Below are 21,541 nucleotides of genomic sequence, written 5' to 3'. Positions count from 1 at the left end.
GTCTCGCGATCGCAGGAGATTTCCGATGTCCGATCTCGACCTTTGCTACATGCCGGCCCATGAGGCGCTGCGGCTGTTCAAGGCGAAGAAACTGTCGCCCGTCGAACTGATGCAGGCCACCATTCGCCGCGCCGAAGCGACCAAGTCGGCGATCAACTGCTTCACCTTCACGCATTTCGAAGAGGCGATGAAGCTGGCCGCCAAGGCCGAGGCGAAATACGCCAGGGGCGCCAGGACCGGCGCGCTTGAGGGGTTGCCGATCGGCATCAAGGACGAGAGCTACATCAAGGGCAAGCCGACATCGCACGGCTCACTGCTGTCCAGGGATGCCATAGGTGGCCACACCTCGACGATGAACGAGCGCATCATGAAGGCCGGCGGCATCGTGCATGCCCGCACGGCGACGCCTGAATTCAGCTGCGCCGGCTACACCTGGTCGAAGCGGTGGGGCGTCACCCGCAATCCCTGGAATCCGGATTTCACGCCGGGCGGTTCGTCGGGTGGCGCTGCCGCTACCTTGGCTTCCGGCACGTCGTCGATCGCCACAGGTTCGGACATTGCCGGATCGATCCGCATTCCCGCCTCGGCCTGCGGTCTTGTCGGCTTCAAGCCGCCTTACGGCCGCAATCCCGACGAGCCGCCCTTCAACCTCGATTTCTACTGCCACACCGGACCGCTGGCGCGAAACGTCAGGGATGCGATCCTGCTGCAGAATGTCATGGCCGGACCGAGCCCGCTCGACATCGCCACGCTGCGTCCCAAACTGCGCCTGCCGCTCGATTACAAGCCGATCAAAGGCTGGAGAATAGCCTTTTCCATGGATCTCGGTTCCTTCGAGGTCGACCCCGACGTGCGGAAGAACACGCTTGCCGCCCGCGATGTGTTCCGCTCGCTGGGCGCCACGGTCGAGGAAGTCGACCTTGGCTGGGATGACGGGGTGCTCGAGGCCGGAATGGCCTATCTCGAGCACCTGTTCGGCGCGTCGCTGTCGCAACTGCTTGCGGAGCACAGCAGCGACATGACCAGCTATGCCAGGCGGTTTGCCGAGGACGGGCAAAAGTCCAAAGCCACCGATTTTGTCGCGACGCTCGATGTGGCAGCCAGGATGTACCAGACGCTCGGCCCGCTGCTGGAGACCTACGATGTGCTGATCTGCCCGACAAACGCGCTGCCCGCGGTGCCGGCGGAGTTCGACCAGACCAGGGACACGGTTGAGATCAATGGCAAGGAGGTCAACCCCTCGCTGGGCTGGGTGATGACGACGCCGTTCAATATGCTGAGCCGTTGCCCGGTTCTCTCGATCCCGTCGGGCCGTGCGGCCAGCGGCGTGCCGACAGGCATCCAGATCGTCGGCCGCACCTACAGCGATGCCGATGTCTTCCGGGCCGGACTGGCCTATGAAACGGCTCGGGGGCAATGGTATGGAAACACGGGGACACGTCCGTCGCTCTGATGAGCCGCGTGCCATATGCCGAAGTAACTTATGCGGCGGGATATGTCCGCCGCGGGTCCGAAAGTCCTGACGAAAATGGCGCAACGCAAGGCCACCGCAAAGCCGGAGAAACGTAAGGTCGCGACGACGAAGGGCGCGGCAAACGATGCCGCGCCGCCCAAGGACCGCCGGCGCGAGCGCGGCGAAGCCAGCGTGCAGCGTATCATCGACGCCACCATCGAGCTCATCGCGGAGGAGGGTCTGGCAAGCCTCACCATGCAGCGCATCGCAGAACATGTCGGCTCGTCCAACGCGCTGGTGGTCTTTCATTTCCGCAGCAAGGAGAACCTGTTCCGGGCCGTGCTGCAGATCTCAGCGATCAATATGACGCGCTGTGGATCACCCTGGTGCGGGCTCCCGGCCTGTCGCCGGTCGAACGGCTGCTTGGCGCCGTCAATTGCGCGCAGCGTTTCGCCCGGCAGCATCCGCAATGGGTGTCAGTCTTCGTCGTGTTCTCCAGCGACCGCAAGAGCATGCAGATCTACAATGAGATCGGCTTGCCGAGCGATCTCGCCTACACCGCAGAAGCGCGCGAGCTGCTGGTCGAGATTTCGCGCAGCGGCGGCTATACCGGCGTCGACATCGACACCTTGTCGGAGAGCCTGAACTATCTGGTTCACGGCGCCTGGTACTGGGACCATCTGAACCCTTCGAGCCGTGACACCAATGTGCTGCGCAAGACCATGCTGCTGCTGCTGCATCAGGCATTTCCGCGGCACTTCGAATTGATGCCGTAGCTGTTTCTCAGGGGCGCTGGCTCAGGTGGCAGCCGGCCTGCCGCTTCTGCGCCAGATATTCGTCGATCAGCTGGCGGTAGCGCACCTTGCCGAAGCTCGGAAAATGGCCGCCATGCACGACCGAGACCTCGAGGTCACGCATGGCGAGCAGCGTCTCGACATAGTCCGACATATCCGAATGGTAGACGTCGTCGATCAGCGGGCCGTCATAGATGATGTCGCCGGACAGCAGGATGCCGGTCTTCTCCTCGTAGAGCGCGATGCCGCCGGGTGAATGGCCAGGCGTGTGGATCACTTCGAAAGCGCGGTCGCCAAGATCGACGACGTCGCCATGGTCAAGCAGGCGGTCGGCCGGGGCGGGCAGGATCCGGTAGCGGGACGACTCCCAGCCTTGCGGCAATCGATCGAACATATCGTCGGTCGCATAGCGGTCGGCCACCGTCCATTCGTTGCGCGGATTGGCGAGGATGTCTGCCTCGGCCCTGTGCACACAACGGTCGGGAAATTCGTGATGGCAGCCGATATGGTCGAAATGCGTATGGCTGGCGACACAGGTCAGCTTTCGCTCGCTCACCAAAGGCACGTGTCTGCGGAGGCTGAAATGACCGAGGCCGCTGTCGAACAGGAGATCGCGGTCGCGGCCGCGCACATGCCAGATGTTGCAGCGGAAGAACGGTTTGATCCATGGCTCGTGGATCAGCGTGACGCCGTCGGCCATGCGGATGGTCTCGTACCAGTCTGCTGCGCCGATGACCGGAAGGGATGCCATTTCAGTCCGTCAAAACGATGATCTGGTCGGTATCGCACGAAACGGCAACCGTGTCGCCGGGCTGGACGGTGGCTGAAGCGGGCAGCTTGGCGATGAACTGCAGCGCCGGGTCTTTAGTAGAGACGGCAAGCACGCGCTTGAAACTACCCTGGAAGACGACGTCGGTTACGTCCGCCATGCCGAGACTTGCGGTGCCGGCAGTCCCGCCGAGGAGGAGGTGCTCCGGCCGTATGGCCAGCGCAACAGCCGAGCCCACCGGCAAGGCGCTGGGCACAAGAACTGCTCCGGCCGGCGTCTCTACCGTGCTCGTCCTGTCCTTGGTTTCCGTGACCTTGCCGGCAAGGATGGTGCTTTCGCCCATGAAGGTCGCTGAAAAGCGCGTCGCCGGCTTGGCGTAGACGCGCTCGGGCGGGCCTTCATCCTCGATGCGGCCGTCATTCATCACCACGCAATGGTCGGCCAGCGCCATCGCTTCTTCCTGGTCGTGGGTGACATGGATGAAGGCGGTGCCGACGCGCTTCTGGATCGCCTTCAGCTCGTCCTGCATCTGCCGGCGCAATTTGAGGTCGAGCGCGCCGAGCGGCTCGTCGAGCAACAGCACCGCCGGCTCGATCACCAGCGCCCGCGCCAATGCCACGCGCTGCCGCTGGCCGCCGGAGAGCTGGTGCGGTTTCTTGTCGAAGGCTGAGGCGAGGCCGACCAGCGCCAGAGCCTCGCGGGCTTTTGCAGCACGGGTCGCACCGTCGACGCCTTGCATGCGCAGCCCAAAGCCGACATTGCCGCCGACGCTCATATGCGGAAACAGCGCATAGTCCTGAAACACCGTCGTTGTCGGACGCTTGGCCGGCGGCACCGCGGTCCAGTCCTCGCCGCGGATGAAAACCTTGCCTTCGCTAGGCGTGACGAAGCCGCCGAGAATCGACAGCAGCGTCGTCTTGCCGGAGCCCGACGGCCCAAGCAGGATCGTGTAGCTGCCGGGCTCGATCTTGAGCGAGACGTTCTTCAGCACCGCGAACTGTCCGAAACGGTGTGACACGGCGCGGATATCGACCAGGGGCGCGGTCATGCTTTTCTCCGGCGCAGCAATGTCAGTTCGAACAGCACGACCAAGACGATCGAAACAGCGAAGACCAGCGAACCGATCGCGTTGGTTTTGGGGTTGAGGCCGGAGCGCAGCAGGTTCCAGATTTCCACCGGCAGCGTGGTGTCGAAGCGGGTGAGCAGGAAGGAGATCACGAATTCGTCCCAGGAGAAGGTCATCGACAGGAAGAAGCCGGCGAAGATGGCCGGCGCCATGACCGGCACGGTGATCAAGAGTAGCACCTTCCATTCCGGCGCCCCGAGATCGCGCGCGGCGCGCTCGATGTTGATCTGGTGATCGCCCATCTGGCTGTAGATGATGGCGAAGCAGAGCGGCAGGTTGATCACGACGTGGCCGATTCCGGCCGCGAGCAGCGATTTCGGCACGCCGGCCCAGTTGAACAGCACCAAAAGCCCCATGCCGATGATGAGATAGCTGACCGTCAGCGGCAGTGTGATCAAACCGCGCAGCAGGCCCGAGCCCGGCAGCACGAAGCGGGCAAAGCCCCAGGCCGAGAGGAAGCCGAGCGTGACGGCGGTGGCCGAGGAGATCGATGCCACCAGCAGAGAATTGACCAGCGCCGAGGTTAGCCGCGCGTCGGAGAGCACCGCCTCGTACCAGCGCAGCGACGGCCCGGTGAAGGGTGGGATCGGAAACGACGTTGCCTGCAGCGAAAACAGCACCAGCACCACCACCGGCAGGAAGATGAAGCCGTAGACGGCAAGCGCGTAGAGCCAGGAAGCGACACGGACAATCCTGCGCATCTCAGGCCCGCTCGATCTTCAGCCAGCGGGCGCAGGCGAGGTAGGCGACGGTAACCACCGCCATCAGGATGATCGACAGCGCCGAGGCCAGCGGAAAATCGCCACGCCGGCCGATCTGCATCATCACCAGCTGCGGCATCAGAAGCTCGTTGTTGCCGCCAAGGATCTGCGGCGTGATGTAGTCGCCGATGCACAGCACGAAGGTCAGGAAGGCGCCGACCATGATGCCGGGCAAGGTCAGCGGCAGGACGACATGCAGGAAGGTGCGCACCGGTCCGGCGCCGAGATCAGCGGCCGCCTTGCGGTAGCTCGGACTGAGCTGCTTAAGGTTGGCGAAGATGGTCAGCGTCAGCAGCATGACGAAGAAGTGCACGAAGCCGGTGACGGTGGCTAGCCGCGTGTTGGCGAGCTGCAGTGGCTCGGTGATCAGGCCTGAACCGGTCAGCGCGCGGTTGATGACGCCATTCTGCGCCAGCACCAGCAGCCAGGAATAGGAGCGCACGACATAGGACGTCCAGAACGGCAGCACGGCCAGCATCAGCGCCAGCCGCTGCCAGCGTTCCGGCACCTGTTCGGCGAGGATCCAGGCGAAGGGATAGGCGAGCAGCACCGAAACCACGGTCACGATTGCCGTCACCTCGAGCGAGTTCACCATCGCCTGCCAATAGGAGGGGTTGGTGAAGAACTGACTGTAGTTGGTCAGCGTGAAGCCGCCGCCCTCATGCGCCGTGAGGCTCGAAAACCCCATGGCGATGAAGGGCAGCACGAAGAACAGCAACGTCCAGCCGAGCGCCGGCGTGACCAGCGCCCAGGGCAGGGCGCGCCCGCCGTTCCCGGTTGAGCTCACCAGCGGCTACCGATCACTTCGCCTGCAGCATTTCGGTCCACATATCCTGCATCTTCTTGTCGAGATCGGCATTCGGCGCCGGATAGGCTTGCGCACGGGCAAGGAAGCCTGGCTGCTCGTCGAAACGCAGGACCTTCTTCTGGTCGTCGGTGAGTGCCGCCTTGGTGTTCGCCGGCATGCCCCAATAGCAGGAGGAGGTGGCAAGGCGCGCCTGGCCTTCCGGGCTCAGTATGTACTGGATGAACTTCAGCGCCAAATCCTTGTTCTTGGAATCCTTGAACATGGCCAGCGACTGCGACCACAGTACCGCACCTTCCTTGGGGATGGAGAAGTCCAGCGCCGGGTTCTCCTTGGCCAGCCCCGCCGTCACCCACTCGCCGCCGCCGACCAGAATATCGACCTCGCCGGTGGCAAGCGCGGTCTGGCTAGCGGTGACTTCGCCGACCAGCTTGGCGTTGGCCTTCATCTTGAGAAGCTCTTCCTTCAAAGCGGGAAGGTCGGCTTCGGTCAGCTCCGAAGTCTTCTTGCCGATAGCCAGGGCCGCCATGCCGATGACGGGCAGGTAATAGTCGTAGATGGCGACCTTGCCCTTGTACTTGTCGCTGGTCAGCGACGCCAGGGACTGCATGTCGGCCGGATCGACCTTGGTCTTGTTGAAGCCGATCGTGTTGTAGCCGAACTTTTCGGTGATGCCGTAGCGCTTGCCGCCGACGACGGTTGAGCCGTCCATCTTCACTTGCGGGAACAGGTCGGCGAAGGGCAGCTTGTCTTCCGGCAGCGGCTCGAACAGGCCCTTTTCGACGCCGCGCGGCACGTCGATGCTGTCAATCACCATCACGTCCCAATCGCCGGGTTGCGACTGTTCGACGATGGCCAGCCCGGCGCCGGTGCCTTCGAATTCCTTGACGTTGACCTTGACATTGTTGGCTTCCTCGAACGGCTGCAGCAGCGCCGGATCGGAATGGTCGCACCAGATCAGCGCGTTGAGATCGGCGGCCTCGGCGAGGCTGCCCGCGCCAAGCAGCAGTGCCGTGGCGGCGCAGGCGGCGCGCAGATGGCGCTTCAGGATGGAAAGCGGATTCCCGGATGCGGATTTGACGGACATCGAGTGTTCTCCCTTGCCTTTGTGGCTTCTTGCAAAAAGTTGAACCAATTCTAAAATTGAGTCAATTCTGTTTTTGTGGCAAGAGGCTGATATGAGCGGATTGCGGGCAAGGCAAAAGGCGGACCGGCACAGGCGCATCATCGAGGCGGCGGCAGCGCTTTTCCGCGAGGCCGGCTATGAAGGCGCCAAGATCGAGGCGATCGCCGCGCAGGCGGAAGTGTCGATCGGCACGATCTACAATTACTATGAGAACAAGGGCGACATTCTCGGCGCCATCGTCTCGCTGGAAGTCAACGAGGTGCTGAATGCCGGGCGCGGCGTCGTCGCCAGGCCGCCGGCCAATGTCGGCGATGCGCTGGACACGCTGATCGGCATCTATATCGAGCACTCGCTGCACTATCTCAGCAAGGAGATGTGGCGGCAGGCGATGGCGATCTCGACGCAATTGCCCGACAGCCCGTTCGGCCAGGCTTATACGGCGCTCGACCGCTCACTGACAGAACAGATCCGCGCGCTGATCGCCCGGCTGCAGGAGCTTGGCCTGGTCCGGCAGGATATCGACGGGGCGGCGCTGGGCGAACTGATCTTCAACAACATGAATATGATGTTCATCGAATTCGTGAAGCGCGACGAGGCGAAGATACCGGAGCTGCGCGCGGCGATACGAAGGCAGAACAGGATATTGGTGGCGGCGATTGGGGTGTGAGGCTGGAACCGCATTTCGCTGACGCGCAATGCGCCGCCGTTCCAATGGCGTCACACACGCGCTGGGTTGCTTCCGACGGCATAGACTTGATGACCCCTATACAGCCAGAGTGATCGTGATGATGTAAGTTCCAGAAAAGGACTGCAGGGATTACGGCATGACACTATCAAACGGATATTTCGGCTGCATAGATAAAAACGGATTGGCCCGAGGGATGTGGTATTTCGACGGGTCTGTCGCGACGCGTATCGGCGTTCCGAACCCACTGAACCACGAGGCCGCGCATGCGGTGATCTTGTCAGGGCAGGATCTTTTCGATGCTGTCGGGGTAAAACTGGCCCAACTCGCTCCCGAGTACGCGCCCTACTCGTTCGAACACACGAACCTCAAGCCGGGGCAGTACTATCCTCGGATGGCAAGGATCGTCGATCAGCACGTGGGTGGCCCAAACCCCGTCTATCATTGTCCGGGCTCGGCGATGGTCGAATCTCAGCTTGCAGTAATGCGCGGCCAGTTAGTTTCTCTCATGCACAAGCTCACGGAGATTTGTCAGACCGTTCACCCGGCGCCGTCGAACTTCAAAGTCTATGGGCACGAAATCAGAAATCTTCTCATTCTTGCTTGTACTGAAGTGGAGATGCATTGGCGGGGGGTGCTTGAGGCGAATGGGCAATCAGGCAGATTTAACACGGCGAACTATGTGGCGCTTCAAAATGCAATGCGGCTAGATGAATTTGGTATTTTGCTACCTTACTATCCATGGATGAAGGAGGTGCGACCGTTCGCCGGTTGGGACCGCACTCGTCCAACGGAATCGCTACCTTGGTATCGGGCCTACAACGCGGTGAAACATGATCGCGAAGGAAGTTTGGAAGAAGGCACTTTGTCCCACGCCATCGATGCTGTTGTCGCCTGTGCCGTCATGCTGATCCCACAGTTTGGACAGATGGAGGCCTTTCGCTGGCGCTCGGAATTTGGCTCCTTCTTTCAAGTGGCATCTAAGCCGAATTGGAAGATTTCAGAATCGTACATCCATCCATACGACGGCCACGGGGCAGTACTGACGCCGGTTCTTTATCCGTTCTGAACCGCAACGGCGGTTTGAGGCAAAAATGTTCGGGAACTGACTGGTGCCCCGGACGGAATCGAACTGCCGACCTTCGGTTTACAAAGACCGTGGGTCGGCCGTGGCCTTCAAGCGTGAATCCGATCAAACCTTCGGCAAAAGTGCACTGTCACCGTAATTTCCTATCAAGCGGCCGGAATTAGCCCGCCGCCTCATGGTGGTGGGGTGACGGGGTCAAGAAAAAGGCACGCCGCAGTGCAGCCGTTGCCATTCGATCCCATGCCCGTGGTCATTATCCAACTTTCGTTCTCAAAAGTTATTTTGCACCAAGCATCTGGTGCATCGTCATCCACAAGTGACAGCGCGCAAAGCACCGCCCCGTGAGAATGCGGGATTTCGCCACCTTGTACCTGGTTGCTGAAACTAGTGAATTCCACCCGAGATTTGAGCCCGGAAATCAAGATTCCCGGCGTCTTTCCAAAGTGCCAGTCTGCAACCGTAAAAGAATCGTCCGTCCGCCAAGCATAGAATGTCATGGCCACGAGAAGGGCGAACGCAAAAAGCGCAAGCCCTGCTCCCCAGCCAATGAACCTGATTGGTACCCGTTGCCAGAATCCATCCACCGCGGCGCCCCCGTCCACTTATCCCAATAATTTATACAGACAATTCAAAAATATTCCAACGCAGACCTACTAGCTGCCCGCAGTCCAGTGGACAGGAAGGTCTGTCGAGGACTATGCTTCATTGGGGGATACGAGTATGGCAAGACTTTTGGTCTTAATCTCACTGAGCATTTGCGCGGGATGCTCTGGGTCTGGCATAGGCATGCCGGGCTCTCCTGCCTGGTTTGCCACTACGCCGCCAACAGAGCAGGCCGCCTATTTCCGCACCCGCTGTGAGACGTATGGGTTCGCTGCCGGCACGCCGGCAATGGCGCAATGCATTCAGAGCGAGGCTCTGGCTTCCAGGGATCGGGCCTCTGCGCGGCGCAACGCGGCGCTGGCCAATATGGCGAATAGCCAGCCAAAGCAGACTACTTGCAACCGCTTCGGCAACACCGTGAACTGCACGACCTATTGAGACGCACTAGACGGGAACGTCCTGTTTTGCCCACCCTTGTTGAGAATGCCTGCTTTTCAACAAGAAATGAAAGGTGGATAGGGCGAGGGGTCGGAAGAAAGTGATTGGCAGCCAACGTATTGTAACTGCTACATAATCGGCTGTTTTGCTGGTGCCCCCGGACGGGATCGAACCGCCGACCTTCGGTTTACAAAACCGCTGCTCTACCAGCTGAGCTACAAGGGCACGGCGCTCCGGTAGCATATTTCGTGCGTCAGTAAAGACAAAACTCCGTTTTCGGTTACCCCGGCGGTGGATGACCCCGCCGCCCGCCCATACTGAAATCCGCGAGCGCGCTTCCTACATATTGGTGAGGTGCAATCGCTTCGGACTGGAGTGTCGCATGATCAGGCTTGTCATCATTCTCCCCATCGTGGTCATCGCCTGGATGTTGCTGGTGAAGCTCGTCAGCGACGTGAAGAAGGCCAATGTCGACTGGACCGGCGTGACCACGATCATCGGCTTCATCGCGCTCGCCTTCTGGCTGCGCCATGTGACGGGAATGGGATGAGAGAGAGCGAATAGGGAACAGCGAATAGTCGGTAGTGGGACCGAGATTGCCGTGCGATCCTGCCTCGCTACTCGCTACTCGCTCTTTCCGACCCCGCCGAAAAATCTCCTCGACCTTTCGAACCTTTTGACAGGCTGCGCCGACTGACCTCCAGAGGCGAGTGGTCGCCTCGGTCAAGGATCCAGGAGATCATCATGTTCAAGCGCACGCTCACTTCCGCCCTCGTGGCCACTTTCGTCGCCACAGGCGCACTGGCCGCCACCGTTCAGACGTCGTCGGCTCACGGTATGCATCATCACCATCATCACTACGACGACGACTACGGCGACTACTGGTGGTACCACCATCACCACCGTCATCACCATCATCACCATGGCGGGGTGGTCATCATCTTTTGATGCCAAAGCCTGTCGGGTTTGGAGGGCGGCTTCGGCCGCCCTTTGCATTTCCCGCGATCGACAGGAAGGAACCGACCGCCTCTCCGCAAAAAAGATAAAAAAGCTTCGAACCTTTTTCGCTACCGCGACGACAGATGATCAAGAGGCGGATGGATCGCCTCGGTCAACGAAGCAAGGAGATCATCATGTTCAAGCGCACACTCGTTTCCGGCCTCATCGCCTCCACCGTCGTCGCCACCGCGCTGGTCGGCACCGTTCAGCCTTCGGCGGCTCATTCGCATCACCACGACCTCGGCATCGGCATCGCCGCCGGCGTCGGCGGGTTTGTCCTTGGCAGCCTGCTCGCCCAGCAGCCGCCGCGCACCGTCTATGTCGACGAAGACGGCGGTTCCTGGCACGTCCGCCGCTGCCTCGATCGCTATTCGAGCTACGATCCGGACTCCGACACCTACATCGGCCGCGACGGCTATAGCCACTATTGCCGGCTTTGAGAGGAGGAGGACTGTTTCAGCAACAGAAAAAGGGGCTCACGCGGGCCCCTTTTTGCCTTTTTCACAGAAGCTTACAGTTGCGTCTTCGAGCTGGAACCGGAGATCGGCAATCCGGCGGCGCTGCAGGTGCTGCCGACAATTTGCCTCGTCTCCGAAGCGTCGCCCATGGCGACGAGATCGAAGCTGCTTCCCGAATCCGGGTAGACGTTGGCAATGAAGGCTTGGTCGCCGCCATAGCTGCCGGAGGAATCCCTGCCGTTGACGAAGCCGCAGACGACGATCTCTTTGCGGCCGTTCAGCGTCCGCTCGCCGGCAAGCATCTTCCCGAACCGGGCGGAAGCAGGATCCGGCAAGCGTTGACGGATGCCGGTGGTGATGATCTCCTCCAGGGCAAGCGGGATCGGAATGGGATCGACGCGCTGGTCGCCGCCGGCATCAGGTCGAGGTGCCGCCGCCACACATCCGCAAAGTGAAGCGACAAGCAAAAGCTGAACCGTTTTCCGCATCCGTGCCCTTTCGCATGCATTCGAACGCCACGGCAAGACGGAGTCATGCCGCCGGCGATGTACAGCGTTTTTGCGAACCTCCAGTCCGCCATTCGAGCGCCAAGGAAGGGAGGTTGGCTTGGACGAGCAGGACCCCGGGGGAGGCCTGACTGCCACCAAGAGCGCGCTACCTGGGGCAAGCTGATCAGCCGGCCTGTACGCCGCCGATCATCCTGGTCACCTCGGCCGCGGCGCTGCGCACCATCGGGCCGATCTCGGCCAGCCGCTCCGGCGTCACCCGCACGGTCGGCCCTGAAACCGAGACGCCGCCGATGGGCTCGCCGAACTCGTTGAAGATGGCGGCGGCCACGCAGCGCATGCCGGGGTGTCGCTCCTCGTCATCGACCGACCAGCCGCGCCGCTTGATGACAGCCAGATCGTGGGCAAGGGCAGGAATCTCGGACAGTGTCTTGTCGGTGAAGCGCTGCAGGCCGGCCTTGCGCAGAATGGTGCCGACGCGCTCCGGTTCGAGATGCGCCAGCACCGCCTTGCCGATGCCGGAGGCATGGAAGGGGCTGCGCGTGCCCGGGCGAAAGAAGGCGCGGATCGCCTGGTGCGTCTCGACCTGGCTGACGAACACCACGCAATCATCCTCGGCGACGCCGAGATTGGCGGTCTCGCCGGTTCGTTCCATCAATTCCTGCATGACGATGCGGGCGCGGTCGACCAGCTTGCGGCGGCGCAGGAAGGCCGCGCCCATGCGGTAGGTCTCGACGCCGATCGACCACAACTGGTCTGATGTGTCGAACTCGACCATGCCGTGGTTTTCGAGCGTCGTCAGCATGCGGTAGGCGGTGGAGGCGGCAAGGCCGCTCTGCGCTGATATCTCGCTCAACGACAGGCCGCTGCCCTCCGCGACAATGGCCAGGATGCGTAGCGCGCGGTCGAGCGACTGCACGGAAGTGGCCTCGGACGGACCGTTGAAGGCACGCGGCCGGCCACGCTGGCGTTTTTCGGTGGTTTCCATGACGCCAGTTTCGCCGATTTCTCCAAACGTGCAATGAAAAAGTTTTTCACTAGGATGAGGTTCAGGATTCTTGGAAAACCGAAAATCCAATAAAATCAGCAAACAGCCGCCGTTTTCTAGAAATGAAAAAATATTCTGAAAAAATTGAAAAATAGCCGGCTTGCTGACATTCTCGGCCATCCAACAATGACAACCCAAGTGGAGGGCCGGAAAATGGCCAGGATGCGCGCTGTCGATGCGGCGGTTCTCGTTCTCGAAAAGGAAGGCATCGCCTGCGCCTTCGGCGTGCCGGGCGCGGCGATCAATCCGCTCTATTCGGCATTGAAGGCACGGGGCACCATCCGCCACGTGCTGGCCCGCCACGTCGAGGGCGCTTCGCACATGGCTGAAGGCTACACCCGCGCCAAGGCGTGCAATATCGGGCTGTGCATCGGCACTTCGGGGCCGGCCGGCACTGATATGATCACCGGGCTCTACTCGGCGGCCGCCGATTCCATCCCGATCCTCTGCATAACCGGCCAAGCGCCGCGGGCGCGCTTGAACAAGGAGGATTTTCAGGCCGTCGACATCGCCGCCATCGCGGCACCCGTCGCCAAATGGGCTGTAACCGTCATGGAGCCTTATCTCGTGCCGATGGCGCTGCAGAAGGCATTTCATCTCATGCGCTCATCGCGCCCGGGACCGGTGCTGATCGACCTGCCGGTCGACGTCCAACTGGCCGAGATCGAATTCGACATCGATGCCTATGAGCCGTTGGCGCCGTTCAAGCCCGCCATGACCCGCGCCCAGGCCGAAAAGGCGCTGACCATGCTCAATGCGGCCGAAAAGCCGCTGATCGTCGCCGGCGGCGGCATCATCAACGCCGATGCATCCGATCTGCTGATCGAATTCGCTGAAATCACCGGTGTGCCGGTCATTCCGACACTGATGGGATGGGGCGCGATTCCCGACGACCACCGGCTGATGGCCGGCATGTGCGGCCTGCAGACCTCGCACCGCTACGGCAATGCCACGATGCTGGAAGCCGATTTCGTCTTCGGCATCGGCAACCGTTGGGCCAACCGCCACACCGGCTCGGTCGATATCTACACCAAGGGCAAGAAATTCATCCATGTCGACATCGAGCCCACTCAAATCGGCCGTGTCTTCGCGCCGGACCTCGGCGTTGTGTCCGATGCGGGCGCGGCACTGAAGATGCTGCTCGACGTCGCCACCGAGTGGAAGACGGCCGGAAAGCTACGCGACTGGTCGGGCTGGGCCAAGGAATGCCAGGCCCGCAAGAAGACGATGAAGCGCAAGACGCATTTCGACCAGGTGCCGCTGAAGCCGCAGCGTGTCTATGAGGAGATGAACAAGGCGTTCGGCCGCGACGTCACCTATGTCACCACGATCGGCCTGTCGCAGATCGCCGGCGCGCAGTTCCTGCACGTCTACAAGCCGCGCAACTGGATCAATTGCGGCCAGGCCGGCCCGCTCGGCTGGACGCTGCCGGCAGCCCTTGGCGTTCGGGCTGCTGATCCCGACCGGACGATCGTGGCGCTGTCGGGCGACTATGATTTCCAGTTCATGATCGAGGAGCTAGCGGTCGGCGCGCAGCACAAGCTGCCCTACATCCACGTCGTCGTGAACAACGCCTATCTCGGCCTGATCCGCCAGGCGCAGCGCGGTTTTTCGATGGATTACGAGGTCAGCCTCGCCTTCGAGAACATCAACCGGTCAGGCGATCCCGAGGCCGGCTATGGTGTCGACCATGTCGCCGTGGCCGAAGCGATGGGCTGCAAGGCGGTCCGGGTGCGCAAGCCGGAGGAGTTCGCCGGCGCCTTCAAGCATGCGCAGCGGCTGATGAAGGAACACCGGGTTCCGGTCGTGCTCGAATTCATCCTGGAGCGCGTCACCAACATCTCGATGGGCACCGAGATCGACAAGATCACTGAATTCGAGGACCTTGCCGAAAGCCATGAGGATGCGCCGACTGCGATCGTGATGCTCGACTGAGAAGAAGGACAAAAAGAATGCCGCGTTTTTCAGCCAATCTGTCGATGCTCTTTGGCGAGCATGATTTCCTCGACCGTTTTGATGCCGCCGCCCGCGCCGGCTTCAAGGGCGTCGAATATATCGGCCCCTACGACCATGCGCCGGAGGTGGTGGCCGCGAGGCTGAAGAAGAACGGCCTCACGCAGGTGCTGTTCAACCTGCCGGCCGGCGACTGGGCCAAGGGCGAGCGCGGCATCGCCGTGCTACCGGATCGCGTGCCGGAATTCCGCCAGGGCATCGCCAAGGCGATCACCTACGCGCAGGCGCTCGGCTGCCCGCAGGTCAATTGCCTGGCCGGCATCGCGCCCGCCGGCGCCGACCGCAAGGTGCTCGAGGATGTTTTCGCCGAAAATCTCGCCTTCGCGGCGGAGAAGCTGGAACAGGCCGGCATCCGGCTGCTGATCGAGCCCATCAACACCTGCGACATTCCGGGCTTCTTCCTGAATTACTCAGACCAGGCACTGGCGCTCATCGACCGCGTCGGCTCCAAAAACCTGTTCCTGCAATATGACATCTACCACATGCAGATCATGGAGGGGGATCTCGCCCGTAAAATCGAGGCAAACCTCGGCCGCATCGCGCATATCCAGCTTGCGGACAATCCCGGCCGTCACGAGCCGGGAACGGGCGAGATCAACTATCCCTTCCTCTACGATCATATTGACCGCATCGGCTATTCCGGCTGGATCGGCGCGGAATATAAGCCCAAGGCCGGCACCGAGGCCGGGCTAGGCTGGTTCCGGGACCTGGCCGGGCAGGGCAGCGCGGCGGCCTAAGAGCCGGCGGCGAAGCTGCCGATCTCCCCCCAAGTGGGGGAGATGTCCGGCAGGACAGAGGGGGGCGCGACAGAACGCGACCTAACAAAAAGACGGAGAACCACAATGGAAACCATAGGCTTCATCGGCCTCGGCATCATGGGCGCGCCGATGGCGGGGCATTTGCTGGATGCCGGCTACAAGGTCATCGCCAGCGACCATCGCTCAAAGCCGCCGGCTGATCTCGTCACCAAGGGCCTGAAAACAGTCTCCGGCCACGCCGCCGTCGCCAAGGCTGCCGACATCATCATCACCATGGTGCCCGACACGCCGCAAGTCGCAGACGTGCTGTTTGGCGATAATGGCGTGGCATCGGGCCTGACCAAGGGCAAGCTGGTCATCGACATGAGCTCGATCTCGCCGATCGAGACCAAGGTGTTTGCGAAGAAGGTCAACAAGCTCGGCTGCGATTACCTCGACGCGCCGGTTTCGGGCGGCGAGGTCGGCGCCAAGGCGGCGTCGCTCACCATCATGGTCGGCGGCGAGGAAAAACCGTTCGAGCGCGCCAAACCCGTCTTCGAGAAGATGGGCAAGAACATCACTCTGGTCGGCCCGAACGGTGTCGGCCAGACCACCAAGGTCGCCAACCAGATCGTCGTCGCGCTGACCATTGAAGCCGTCGCCGAAGCGCTTGTTTTTGCTTCGAAAGCCGGCGCCGACCCGGCCAAGGTCAGGCAGGCCTTGATGGGTGGATTGGCGGCCTCGCGCATTCTCGAAGTGCATGGCGAGCGCATGGTCAAGCGCACCTTCGCACCGGGCTTCCGCATCGAATTGCACCAGAAGGATCTCAATCTGGCGTTGGAAGGGGCAAAAGCGCTCGGCGTGTCGCTGCCCAACACCTCGACCACGCAGCAGCTGTTCAATTCCTGCGCCGCCAATGGTGGCGCCAAGGAGGATCACTCGGCGCTGGTCAGGGCGCTGGAGCGGATGGCGAATTTCGAGGTCGGTGGCGAGGTGGCGGACGTCAAAGGCAAAGCGGCATAGGTCGGGAGAGGGCGGCGCAACGTTCCCAAACCGCCACCTCTCGTCCTACACAAGAACGGGTTTCGGCGCCTGTCGCCGGAACCCGTTTCTCGTTTGCAGCAAATAGTCCGCTGTTTCCGGCTCAGCCGCGCTTGAGGAAGGCTCGTGCGGCATAGAGGCTGATCGCCGCGGCGTTGGACACGTTGAGCGAGCGGATGGCGCCGGGCATGTCGAGCCGCGCCAGCGTCGTCACCGTCTCGCGCGTCTTCTGGCGCAGGCCCTTGCCCTCGGCGCCGAGCACCAGTGCGATCCTGTCGCCGGCAAAGCTGGTTTCGAGTTCCGCCGGCCCGTCCGAATCAAGCCCGATGGTCTGGAAGCCGGCCTCGTGCAGCTGCCCGAGCGCGTCGGCGAGGTTCTTCACCTCGATCTGGTCGATATGCTCCAGCGCGCCGGAGGCGGATTTCGCCAGCACGCCCGATTCCTGCGGACTGTGGCGCGCGGTGGTGATCAGCGCGCCGGCGCCAAAAGCGACCGCCGAGCGCAGGATGGCGCCGACATTGTGCGGATCGGTGACCTGGTCGAGCACCAGCACCAGCCTTGTGTCGCCGAGCGCGTCGAGGCGCTTCGGCTTCAACGGCTCCGCCTCGATGAGCACGCCCTGATGCACGGCGTCCGACCCGGTGATCTTGTCGATGTCTCTCGGTTCGACCAGCTCCGCCTTGAAGGGCAGGGCGGCGAGATCGGCTATCTCAAGACGCTCGGCCGCGTTGCGGGTCACCAGCATTTTTTGATCCGGCGGCGCGGATTGTCGAGCGCCGCCCGCACCGTGTGCAGGCCATAAAGTCGCACCAGGCCATCGGCGGCGTTTTCGCCGGGTGGCACGGGCTGACGTGGCTTAAATGCCGGGGCGCCGCCGCTCTTCTCGTCGCGGTGCGCGCGACGCAGCTTGGCGTAATGGGTATCTTTGGGGGTGTTGGTCTTGTTGCTCATGGCCGGCTTCTATAGCGGTCTGCCGCGGCCAAGGATATGGCCCGTCGCCGCAGCCGGCGAACAACATCGAAAAACCCTTCCACTGCGGTTGACACCCACTGGCCTTGCCGCCATAAGGCGCTTCGCTGATTTCGGAGAAGACATCCAACTCGGGCTCCGGGATCGGCAAGAATGCCTCGTTGCATGGCTCCGGCGGCAGACTGGAGAGGTGCCCGAGTGGTTAAAGGGGACGGACTGTAAATCCGTTGGCTTAGCCTACGTTGGTTCGAATCCAACCCTCTCCACCACTGCCGGCCCGGAAGCCCTGAAACGAAAAAGCATCGGGCCGAAAAGGGCATGGCGCTTTTCGGGTGAATCCGATACTTCAGTGCAAGGCGCGGGTATAGCTCAGTGGTAGAGCAGCAGCCTTCCAAGCTGAATATGCGGGTTCGATTCCCGCTACCCGCTCCAGATTTTCCTCCTTACCCGTCGGCCGAACCTGGACACTGCGCGACCATGCGCGCGGCGCTTCAGGGCATCAAGGCGCCGCGTCAGCTGTTGAACGCCGACACCACCTGGTGCTGCTGCGGCACCTGGCCGTTCGGCGTCAGCTTGTCGACGATGCCGGGCAAAGCCGTGGACAGCTGCTTGAGCAGTTCCCCCTCGTCCATTCCAGTGCGCTGCGCGATCTCGCGGATGACCTGCGGCCCCAGTGCTGCGCCGAGATCATTGGCGTTGATCGACTGGTTCTGTCCGGTGCCGACCCAGGAATCGGCGACATTGCCGTGGCCGGCATCCCTAAGCTTGTCGAGCAGGCCACCCAGACCGCCGAGCAGGCCGCCATCACTGGCGGTGGTTCCGACAGGAGTTGGGTCGACCGGCGCGGGCGCTTGAGGCTGATCCGGCTGTTCGGCGCTTCTGCCGCTCAACATTTTTCCGACCAGCAGTGCGCCGAGCGCGATCATCAGCGGTTTGGTGATGTTGCCGCCGGGAACGGCGTTGTCAAAAAGTCCCATAGTGGATCCTCCATCTCAACCAAGCCCTGCCCATCTCTGACAATGGCGCATCCAGGCGGAATTTCAAGCTGGCTTGAGGTTTTGACAATCATATGAAAATGTCGGGTCGGCGGGGGATGGAGAGGAAAAAATGGGTATCATCAGCTGGATCATTCTCGGCGCCATCGCCGGCTTCCTGGGCAGCAAGATCGTCAACAAGACCGGCCAGGGCCTGCTCATGGATATCGTGCTCGGCATCGTCGGCGCCATCGTCGGCGGTGTGATCTGCAGCCAATTGTTCGGCGTGGGTGTCAGCGGCCTCAACATCTCCAGCCTGATCGTCGCTGTGGTTGGCGCTGTGGTTGTGCTGTGGGCCTACCACCAGTTCAGCGGACGCCGGACGCTTTAGGCGCCGGCTGCATCGTCTGAAATTTCGAATTTTTGCTGAGGCAGGACCCGCGTCGGGCTTGCCTATGGCATCAACACTGCGTCGGCGGCAGCGAAGAAGATCAGCGTTCCGGCGATGAACACCGCCCAGCCGACCAGCGACTTGCGAATGGCGGCCTTGTGCTCAGCGTCGGAGTTCTTGTTCTGGTCAAAATCGGTCATGGGGAAACGCCCTTGGCTGATTGATCATGTCTTCGCCGAATAGACGATCGATCTGGGCTCGGCAACAGCAGAAACAGACGCTCGGGTGCCGATGCTAGGCGACGACACTTAGCCTGCGTTTGCGCTGATCCAAAGAGACGATCGTTAGCCCGCTGCCGACCACCAGCAGGATGCCGCAGACCGCCAGCGTGTTGGGAAATTGCCCGAACACCAACAGGCCCGAAATGACGGCCCAGACGGTGAAACAGTAGTAGAATGGCGCAACGGCACTGGTCGGCCCGACGCGGTAGGCCATGAAAATGAAGAAATGGCCGAAGATCAGGAAAAACCCGGCGCCTGCCATCAGCAGCAGGTGGCGCGCCTCGGGCATCACCCAGCGCTCGGAAACCAGATGCGCAGCACCGGCGCCGATCAATACCACCACCACGGCGGAAATCGCCACGATCATCCCCGGCACCTCCGCCGGCACACGCCGGCCGGCAAGGTCGCGCGCGGCTGCCAGTGCGGCGTTGCCGAGCGCCAGCAGCGCGTAGACCGATATGCCTTGCATCGTCGGTTGTGCCACCATCAGCGCACCGATGAAGCCGAGCCCGATCAGCGCCATGCGCTGGCCGCCGATGCGTTCGCCAAACAGGATCGAGGAGCCGACCAGCATCAGGAGCGGCGTGATTTGTCCCAGCGCTGTCGAATCCGCGATCTGCATGTTGGCGAGCGCCACGACGTAGCAGAGGATCGCAGCCATCTCGAGCAGGTTCCTGCGCAGCACATGGCCGTCGAAGATCAGCGGGATCTGTTTGCCGTAGCCAAGCAGGAACAGCAGTGGGAAGCCCCAGAGCGTTGCCGCGACCCCGCGCAGGAACAGCACCTCGTAAGATGGCAAGCCTGCCGTCGCGAGTTTCATCATCGTGTCGTTGACCAGGTACGACCCGGTCGAGACGATCATGAACAGCGGGCCGCGGATCGAGGCAGGGATGAAATGCATGGGGGGCAAGAGATCAGACCCCGGTTGCCGCCGCAATGGGCCATCAACTGGCGGTGATCCAGACAGGGATTGGCGGGCAGGAGCCCTTGATTAAGGGCCGCGACCGATCGGCCTGTTAGCCATTTCATTTCACGCATCGCCTTCCTATATCAGCGCCACACCCCCGCAATCGGATCCCAGGTTCGGACTGAGTGAGACGGCACCCGGCCAAAAGACGCTTGTGTTTTTTGGCCTTTGTCGCTAATCGCCCCGCATTCGACTGAACTGAAGGTCAAGGCCGTCCAAGGAAAGAGACTATGGCAAAAGGTAAATTCGAGCGCACTAAGCCTCATGTGAACATCGGCACGATTGGTCACGTTGACCATGGCAAGACGTCGCTGACGGCGGCGATCACGAAGTATTTTGGCGAATACAAGCGCTACGACCAGATTGATGCGGCGCCGGAAGAGAAGGCACGCGGCATCACGATCTCGACGGCTCACGTCGAATACGAGACGGCCAACCGCCACTACGCTCACGTCGACTGCCCCGGCCACGCCGACTATGTGAAGAACATGATCACCGGTGCCGCGCAGATGGACGGCGCGATCCTGGTCGTGTCGGCCGCCGACGGCCCGATGCCGCAGACCCGCGAGCACATCCTGCTCGCCCGTCAGGTCGGCGTGCCGTCGATCGTGGTGTTCCTCAACAAGGTCGACCAGGTCGACGACGCTGAACTCCTCGAACTGGTCGAGCTTGAGGTTCGCGAGCTTCTGTCGAAGAACGAGTTCCCCGGTGACGACATTCCGATCGTCAAGGGTTCGGCGCTGGCCGCTCTGGAAGATTCGAACAAGACCATCGGCGAGGACGCGATCCGCGAGCTGATGGCTCAGGTCGACGCCTACATCCCGACGCCGGTTCGTCCGCTCGACAAGCCGTTCCTGATGCCGATCGAAGACGTGTTCTCGATCTCTGGCCGCGGCACGGTCGTGACCGGCCGCGTCGAGCGCGGCGTGGTCAAGGTCGGCGAGGAACTGGAAATCATCGGCATCCGTCCGACGACCAAGACGACCTGCACGGGCGTTGAAATGTTCCGCAAGCTGCTCGACCAGGGCCAGGCTGGCGACAACATCGGCGCGCTGCTGCGTGGCGTTGATCGTGAAGGCGTCGAGCGCGGCCAGGTTCTGGCCAAGCCGGGCACGGTGAAGCCGCACAAGAAGTTCGTGGCCGAAGCCTACATCCTGACCAAGGACGAAGGTGGCCGTCACACGCCGTTCTTCACCAACTACCGTCCGCAGTTCTACTTCCGCACGACCGACGTGACCGGCATCGTGTCGCTGCCGGCCGGCACCGAAATGGTGATGCCTGGCGACAACATCACGGTCGATGTCGAGCTGATCGTGCCGATCGCCATGGAAGAGAAGCTGCGCTTCGCCATCCGTGAAGGCGGCCGCACCGTCGGTGCCGGCATCGTCGTCACCATCAAGGAATAATCGAGGCCGGCATTAGCCGGATCGAGAAGAAAAGGGCGGTCTTTGGGCCGCCCTTTTTTGTTTTCACAGCTGCATGACCAGGAACTTGCGCCTCACCCCGCAAA

General features: G+C 61.8%; 23 protein-coding genes, 3 tRNA genes and 2 pseudogenes. 15 read left to right on the top strand and 13 right to left on the bottom strand.

Annotation, left to right across the window (positions count from 1 at the left end; all coding sequences use genetic code 11):
• Positions 1–25: 25 nt before the first annotated feature.
• The 3 genes and pseudogenes from AC0V8S_RS24880 to AC0V8S_RS24870 all read left to right on the top strand — a co-directional run bounded on the left by AC0V8S_RS24880 (position 26) and on the right by AC0V8S_RS24870 (position 2,229).
• Entirely contained in the window at positions 26–1,453 is a 1,428-nt protein-coding gene (locus AC0V8S_RS24880) for an amidase (RefSeq protein ID WP_475434016.1), read from the top strand.
• A 30-nt stretch (positions 1,454–1,483) separates the two neighbouring features.
• Positions 1,484–1,735 (top strand): annotated as a pseudogene (locus AC0V8S_RS24875) (TetR family transcriptional regulator); the annotation flags it as partial.
• 104 nt (positions 1,736–1,839) lie between these two features.
• On the top strand, positions 1,840–2,229 hold the full coding sequence (locus AC0V8S_RS24870) for a hypothetical protein (RefSeq protein ID WP_475438766.1): 390 nt from the start codon (positions 1,840–1,842) through the stop codon (positions 2,227–2,229).
• 7 nt (positions 2,230–2,236) lie between these two features.
• Here the strand turns inward: AC0V8S_RS24870 and AC0V8S_RS24865 are convergent, their stop codons facing one another.
• From AC0V8S_RS24865 to AC0V8S_RS24845, 5 genes are read right to left on the bottom strand one after another with little or no spacing between them, the layout of a single operon-like run.
• Entirely contained in the window at positions 2,237–2,998 is a 762-nt protein-coding gene (locus AC0V8S_RS24865) for an MBL fold metallo-hydrolase (RefSeq protein WP_475434015.1), read from the bottom strand.
• Between the two features lies 1 nt (position 2,999).
• Entirely contained in the window at positions 3,000–4,064 is a 1,065-nt protein-coding gene (locus AC0V8S_RS24860) for an ABC transporter ATP-binding protein (RefSeq protein ID WP_475434013.1), read from the bottom strand.
• Positions 4,061–4,843, bottom strand: coding sequence for an ABC transporter permease (locus tag AC0V8S_RS24855; protein WP_475434011.1), 783 nt, complete (start codon positions 4,841–4,843; stop codon positions 4,061–4,063). Before AC0V8S_RS24855 ends, AC0V8S_RS24860 begins: the two co-directional genes overlap by 4 nt.
• 1 nt (position 4,844) lies before the next feature.
• Positions 4,845–5,690, bottom strand: a complete 846-nt coding sequence (locus AC0V8S_RS24850) for an ABC transporter permease (RefSeq protein ID WP_475434009.1) — start codon at positions 5,688–5,690, stop codon at positions 4,845–4,847.
• A gap of 13 nt (positions 5,691–5,703) precedes the next feature.
• Entirely contained in the window at positions 5,704–6,795 is a 1,092-nt protein-coding gene (locus AC0V8S_RS24845; protein ID WP_475434007.1) for a polyamine ABC transporter substrate-binding protein, read from the bottom strand.
• A 91-nt stretch (positions 6,796–6,886) separates the two neighbouring features.
• Between AC0V8S_RS24845 and AC0V8S_RS24840 the strand changes: the two genes are divergently transcribed.
• Together AC0V8S_RS24840 and AC0V8S_RS24835 are read left to right on the top strand one after the other, a co-directional pair.
• Positions 6,887–7,501 (top strand): TetR/AcrR family transcriptional regulator, encoded by a 615-nt coding sequence (locus AC0V8S_RS24840; RefSeq protein ID WP_475434005.1) that lies wholly within the window; start codon positions 6,887–6,889, stop codon positions 7,499–7,501.
• A gap of 157 nt (positions 7,502–7,658) precedes the next feature.
• Positions 7,659–8,588, top strand: a complete 930-nt coding sequence (locus tag AC0V8S_RS24835; protein WP_475434003.1) for a hypothetical protein — start codon at positions 7,659–7,661, stop codon at positions 8,586–8,588.
• Between the two features lie 191 nt (positions 8,589–8,779).
• Here AC0V8S_RS24835 and AC0V8S_RS24830 read toward each other — a convergent pair whose 3' ends face one another.
• Positions 8,780–9,190: a hypothetical protein gene (locus tag AC0V8S_RS24830; RefSeq protein WP_475434001.1), complete on the bottom strand. Its 411-nt coding sequence runs from the start codon at positions 9,188–9,190 to the stop codon at positions 8,780–8,782.
• A 606-nt stretch (positions 9,191–9,796) separates the two neighbouring features.
• Positions 9,797–9,872: transfer RNA gene (locus tag AC0V8S_RS24825), tRNA-Thr, on the bottom strand.
• A gap of 157 nt (positions 9,873–10,029) precedes the next feature.
• Here AC0V8S_RS24825 and AC0V8S_RS24820 point away from each other — a divergent pair.
• The 3 genes from AC0V8S_RS24820 (at position 10,030) to AC0V8S_RS24810 (ending at position 11,086) form a co-directional block, all read left to right on the top strand.
• Positions 10,030–10,197 carry a hypothetical protein gene (locus AC0V8S_RS24820; RefSeq protein WP_183458865.1) on the top strand — a complete coding sequence of 56 codons (168 nt, stop codon included), beginning with the start codon at positions 10,030–10,032 and terminating at the stop codon, positions 10,195–10,197.
• 194 nt (positions 10,198–10,391) lie between these two features.
• The gene (locus AC0V8S_RS24815; RefSeq protein WP_183458866.1) at positions 10,392–10,595 is read left to right on the top strand and encodes a hypothetical protein; all 204 of its coding nucleotides are present in this window, start codon (positions 10,392–10,394) and stop codon (positions 10,593–10,595) included.
• A gap of 185 nt (positions 10,596–10,780) precedes the next feature.
• Entirely contained in the window at positions 10,781–11,086 is a 306-nt protein-coding gene (locus tag AC0V8S_RS24810; RefSeq protein WP_183458867.1) for a BA14K family protein, read from the top strand.
• A 71-nt stretch (positions 11,087–11,157) separates the two neighbouring features.
• Here AC0V8S_RS24810 and AC0V8S_RS24805 read toward each other — a convergent pair whose 3' ends face one another.
• Both AC0V8S_RS24805 and bhcR read right to left on the bottom strand, forming a co-directional pair.
• Positions 11,158–11,592, bottom strand: a complete 435-nt coding sequence (locus AC0V8S_RS24805) for a hypothetical protein (RefSeq protein ID WP_475433999.1) — start codon at positions 11,590–11,592, stop codon at positions 11,158–11,160.
• Between the two features lie 184 nt (positions 11,593–11,776).
• The gene (gene bhcR, locus AC0V8S_RS24800) at positions 11,777–12,598 is read right to left on the bottom strand and encodes an HTH-type transcriptional regulator BhcR (protein WP_183458869.1); all 822 of its coding nucleotides are present in this window, start codon (positions 12,596–12,598) and stop codon (positions 11,777–11,779) included.
• A 213-nt stretch (positions 12,599–12,811) separates the two neighbouring features.
• On the opposite strand from bhcR, the gene gcl reads away from it, so the two are divergent.
• From gcl to AC0V8S_RS24785, 3 genes are all read left to right on the top strand, one after another.
• Positions 12,812–14,593, top strand: a complete 1,782-nt coding sequence (gene gcl / locus AC0V8S_RS24795) for a glyoxylate carboligase (protein ID WP_475433998.1) — start codon at positions 12,812–12,814, stop codon at positions 14,591–14,593.
• A 17-nt stretch (positions 14,594–14,610) separates the two neighbouring features.
• Positions 14,611–15,408 carry a 2-oxo-tetronate isomerase gene (gene otnI / locus AC0V8S_RS24790; RefSeq protein WP_475433997.1) on the top strand — a complete coding sequence of 266 codons (798 nt, stop codon included), beginning with the start codon at positions 14,611–14,613 and terminating at the stop codon, positions 15,406–15,408.
• Positions 15,409–15,513: 105 nt separating this feature from the next.
• On the top strand, positions 15,514–16,431 hold the full coding sequence (locus AC0V8S_RS24785) for a 2-hydroxy-3-oxopropionate reductase (RefSeq protein WP_183458874.1): 918 nt from the start codon (positions 15,514–15,516) through the stop codon (positions 16,429–16,431).
• Positions 16,432–16,552: 121 nt separating this feature from the next.
• On the opposite strand, the pseudogene AC0V8S_RS24780 reads toward AC0V8S_RS24785, so the two are convergent.
• Positions 16,553–17,400: pseudogene (locus AC0V8S_RS24780) on the bottom strand (TrmH family RNA methyltransferase).
• A 202-nt stretch (positions 17,401–17,602) separates the two neighbouring features.
• Between AC0V8S_RS24780 and AC0V8S_RS24775 the strand changes: the two are divergent.
• Both AC0V8S_RS24775 and AC0V8S_RS24770 read left to right on the top strand, forming a co-directional pair.
• Positions 17,603–17,687 (top strand) — tRNA-Tyr (locus AC0V8S_RS24775).
• Positions 17,688–17,776: 89 nt separating this feature from the next.
• Positions 17,777–17,850 (top strand) — tRNA-Gly (locus tag AC0V8S_RS24770).
• An 80-nt stretch (positions 17,851–17,930) separates the two neighbouring features.
• Here AC0V8S_RS24770 and AC0V8S_RS24765 read toward each other — a convergent pair.
• Positions 17,931–18,395, bottom strand: coding sequence for a YidB family protein (locus tag AC0V8S_RS24765; RefSeq protein WP_475433996.1), 465 nt, complete (start codon positions 18,393–18,395; stop codon positions 17,931–17,933).
• Between the two features lie 130 nt (positions 18,396–18,525).
• Here AC0V8S_RS24765 and AC0V8S_RS24760 point away from each other — a divergent pair, with 130 nt between their 5' ends.
• Complete coding sequence (locus AC0V8S_RS24760) at positions 18,526–18,783, top strand: GlsB/YeaQ/YmgE family stress response membrane protein (RefSeq protein WP_183458879.1); 258 nt, start codon at positions 18,526–18,528, stop codon at positions 18,781–18,783.
• A 62-nt stretch (positions 18,784–18,845) separates the two neighbouring features.
• On the opposite strand, the gene AC0V8S_RS24755 is transcribed toward AC0V8S_RS24760, so the two are convergent.
• A complete protein-coding gene (locus AC0V8S_RS24755; RefSeq protein ID WP_164548697.1) occupies positions 18,846–18,983 on the bottom strand; it encodes a hypothetical protein in 138 nt (45 codons plus the stop codon).
• 94 nt (positions 18,984–19,077) lie between these two features.
• Positions 19,078–19,965 carry a DMT family transporter gene (locus tag AC0V8S_RS24750; RefSeq protein ID WP_475433995.1) on the bottom strand — a complete coding sequence of 296 codons (888 nt, stop codon included), beginning with the start codon at positions 19,963–19,965 and terminating at the stop codon, positions 19,078–19,080.
• Between the two features lie 296 nt (positions 19,966–20,261).
• On the opposite strand from AC0V8S_RS24750, the gene tuf reads away from it, so the two are divergent.
• Entirely contained in the window at positions 20,262–21,437 is a 1,176-nt protein-coding gene (gene tuf / locus AC0V8S_RS24745) for an elongation factor Tu (protein ID WP_010909256.1), read from the top strand.
• The last annotated feature ends 104 nt before the right edge of the window (positions 21,438–21,541 follow it).

This window comes from Mesorhizobium oxytropidicola (assembly GCF_056174625.1).
Note: the sequence above shows the minus strand (reverse complement) of the source record. Positions and strands in the feature narration are given on the sequence as shown.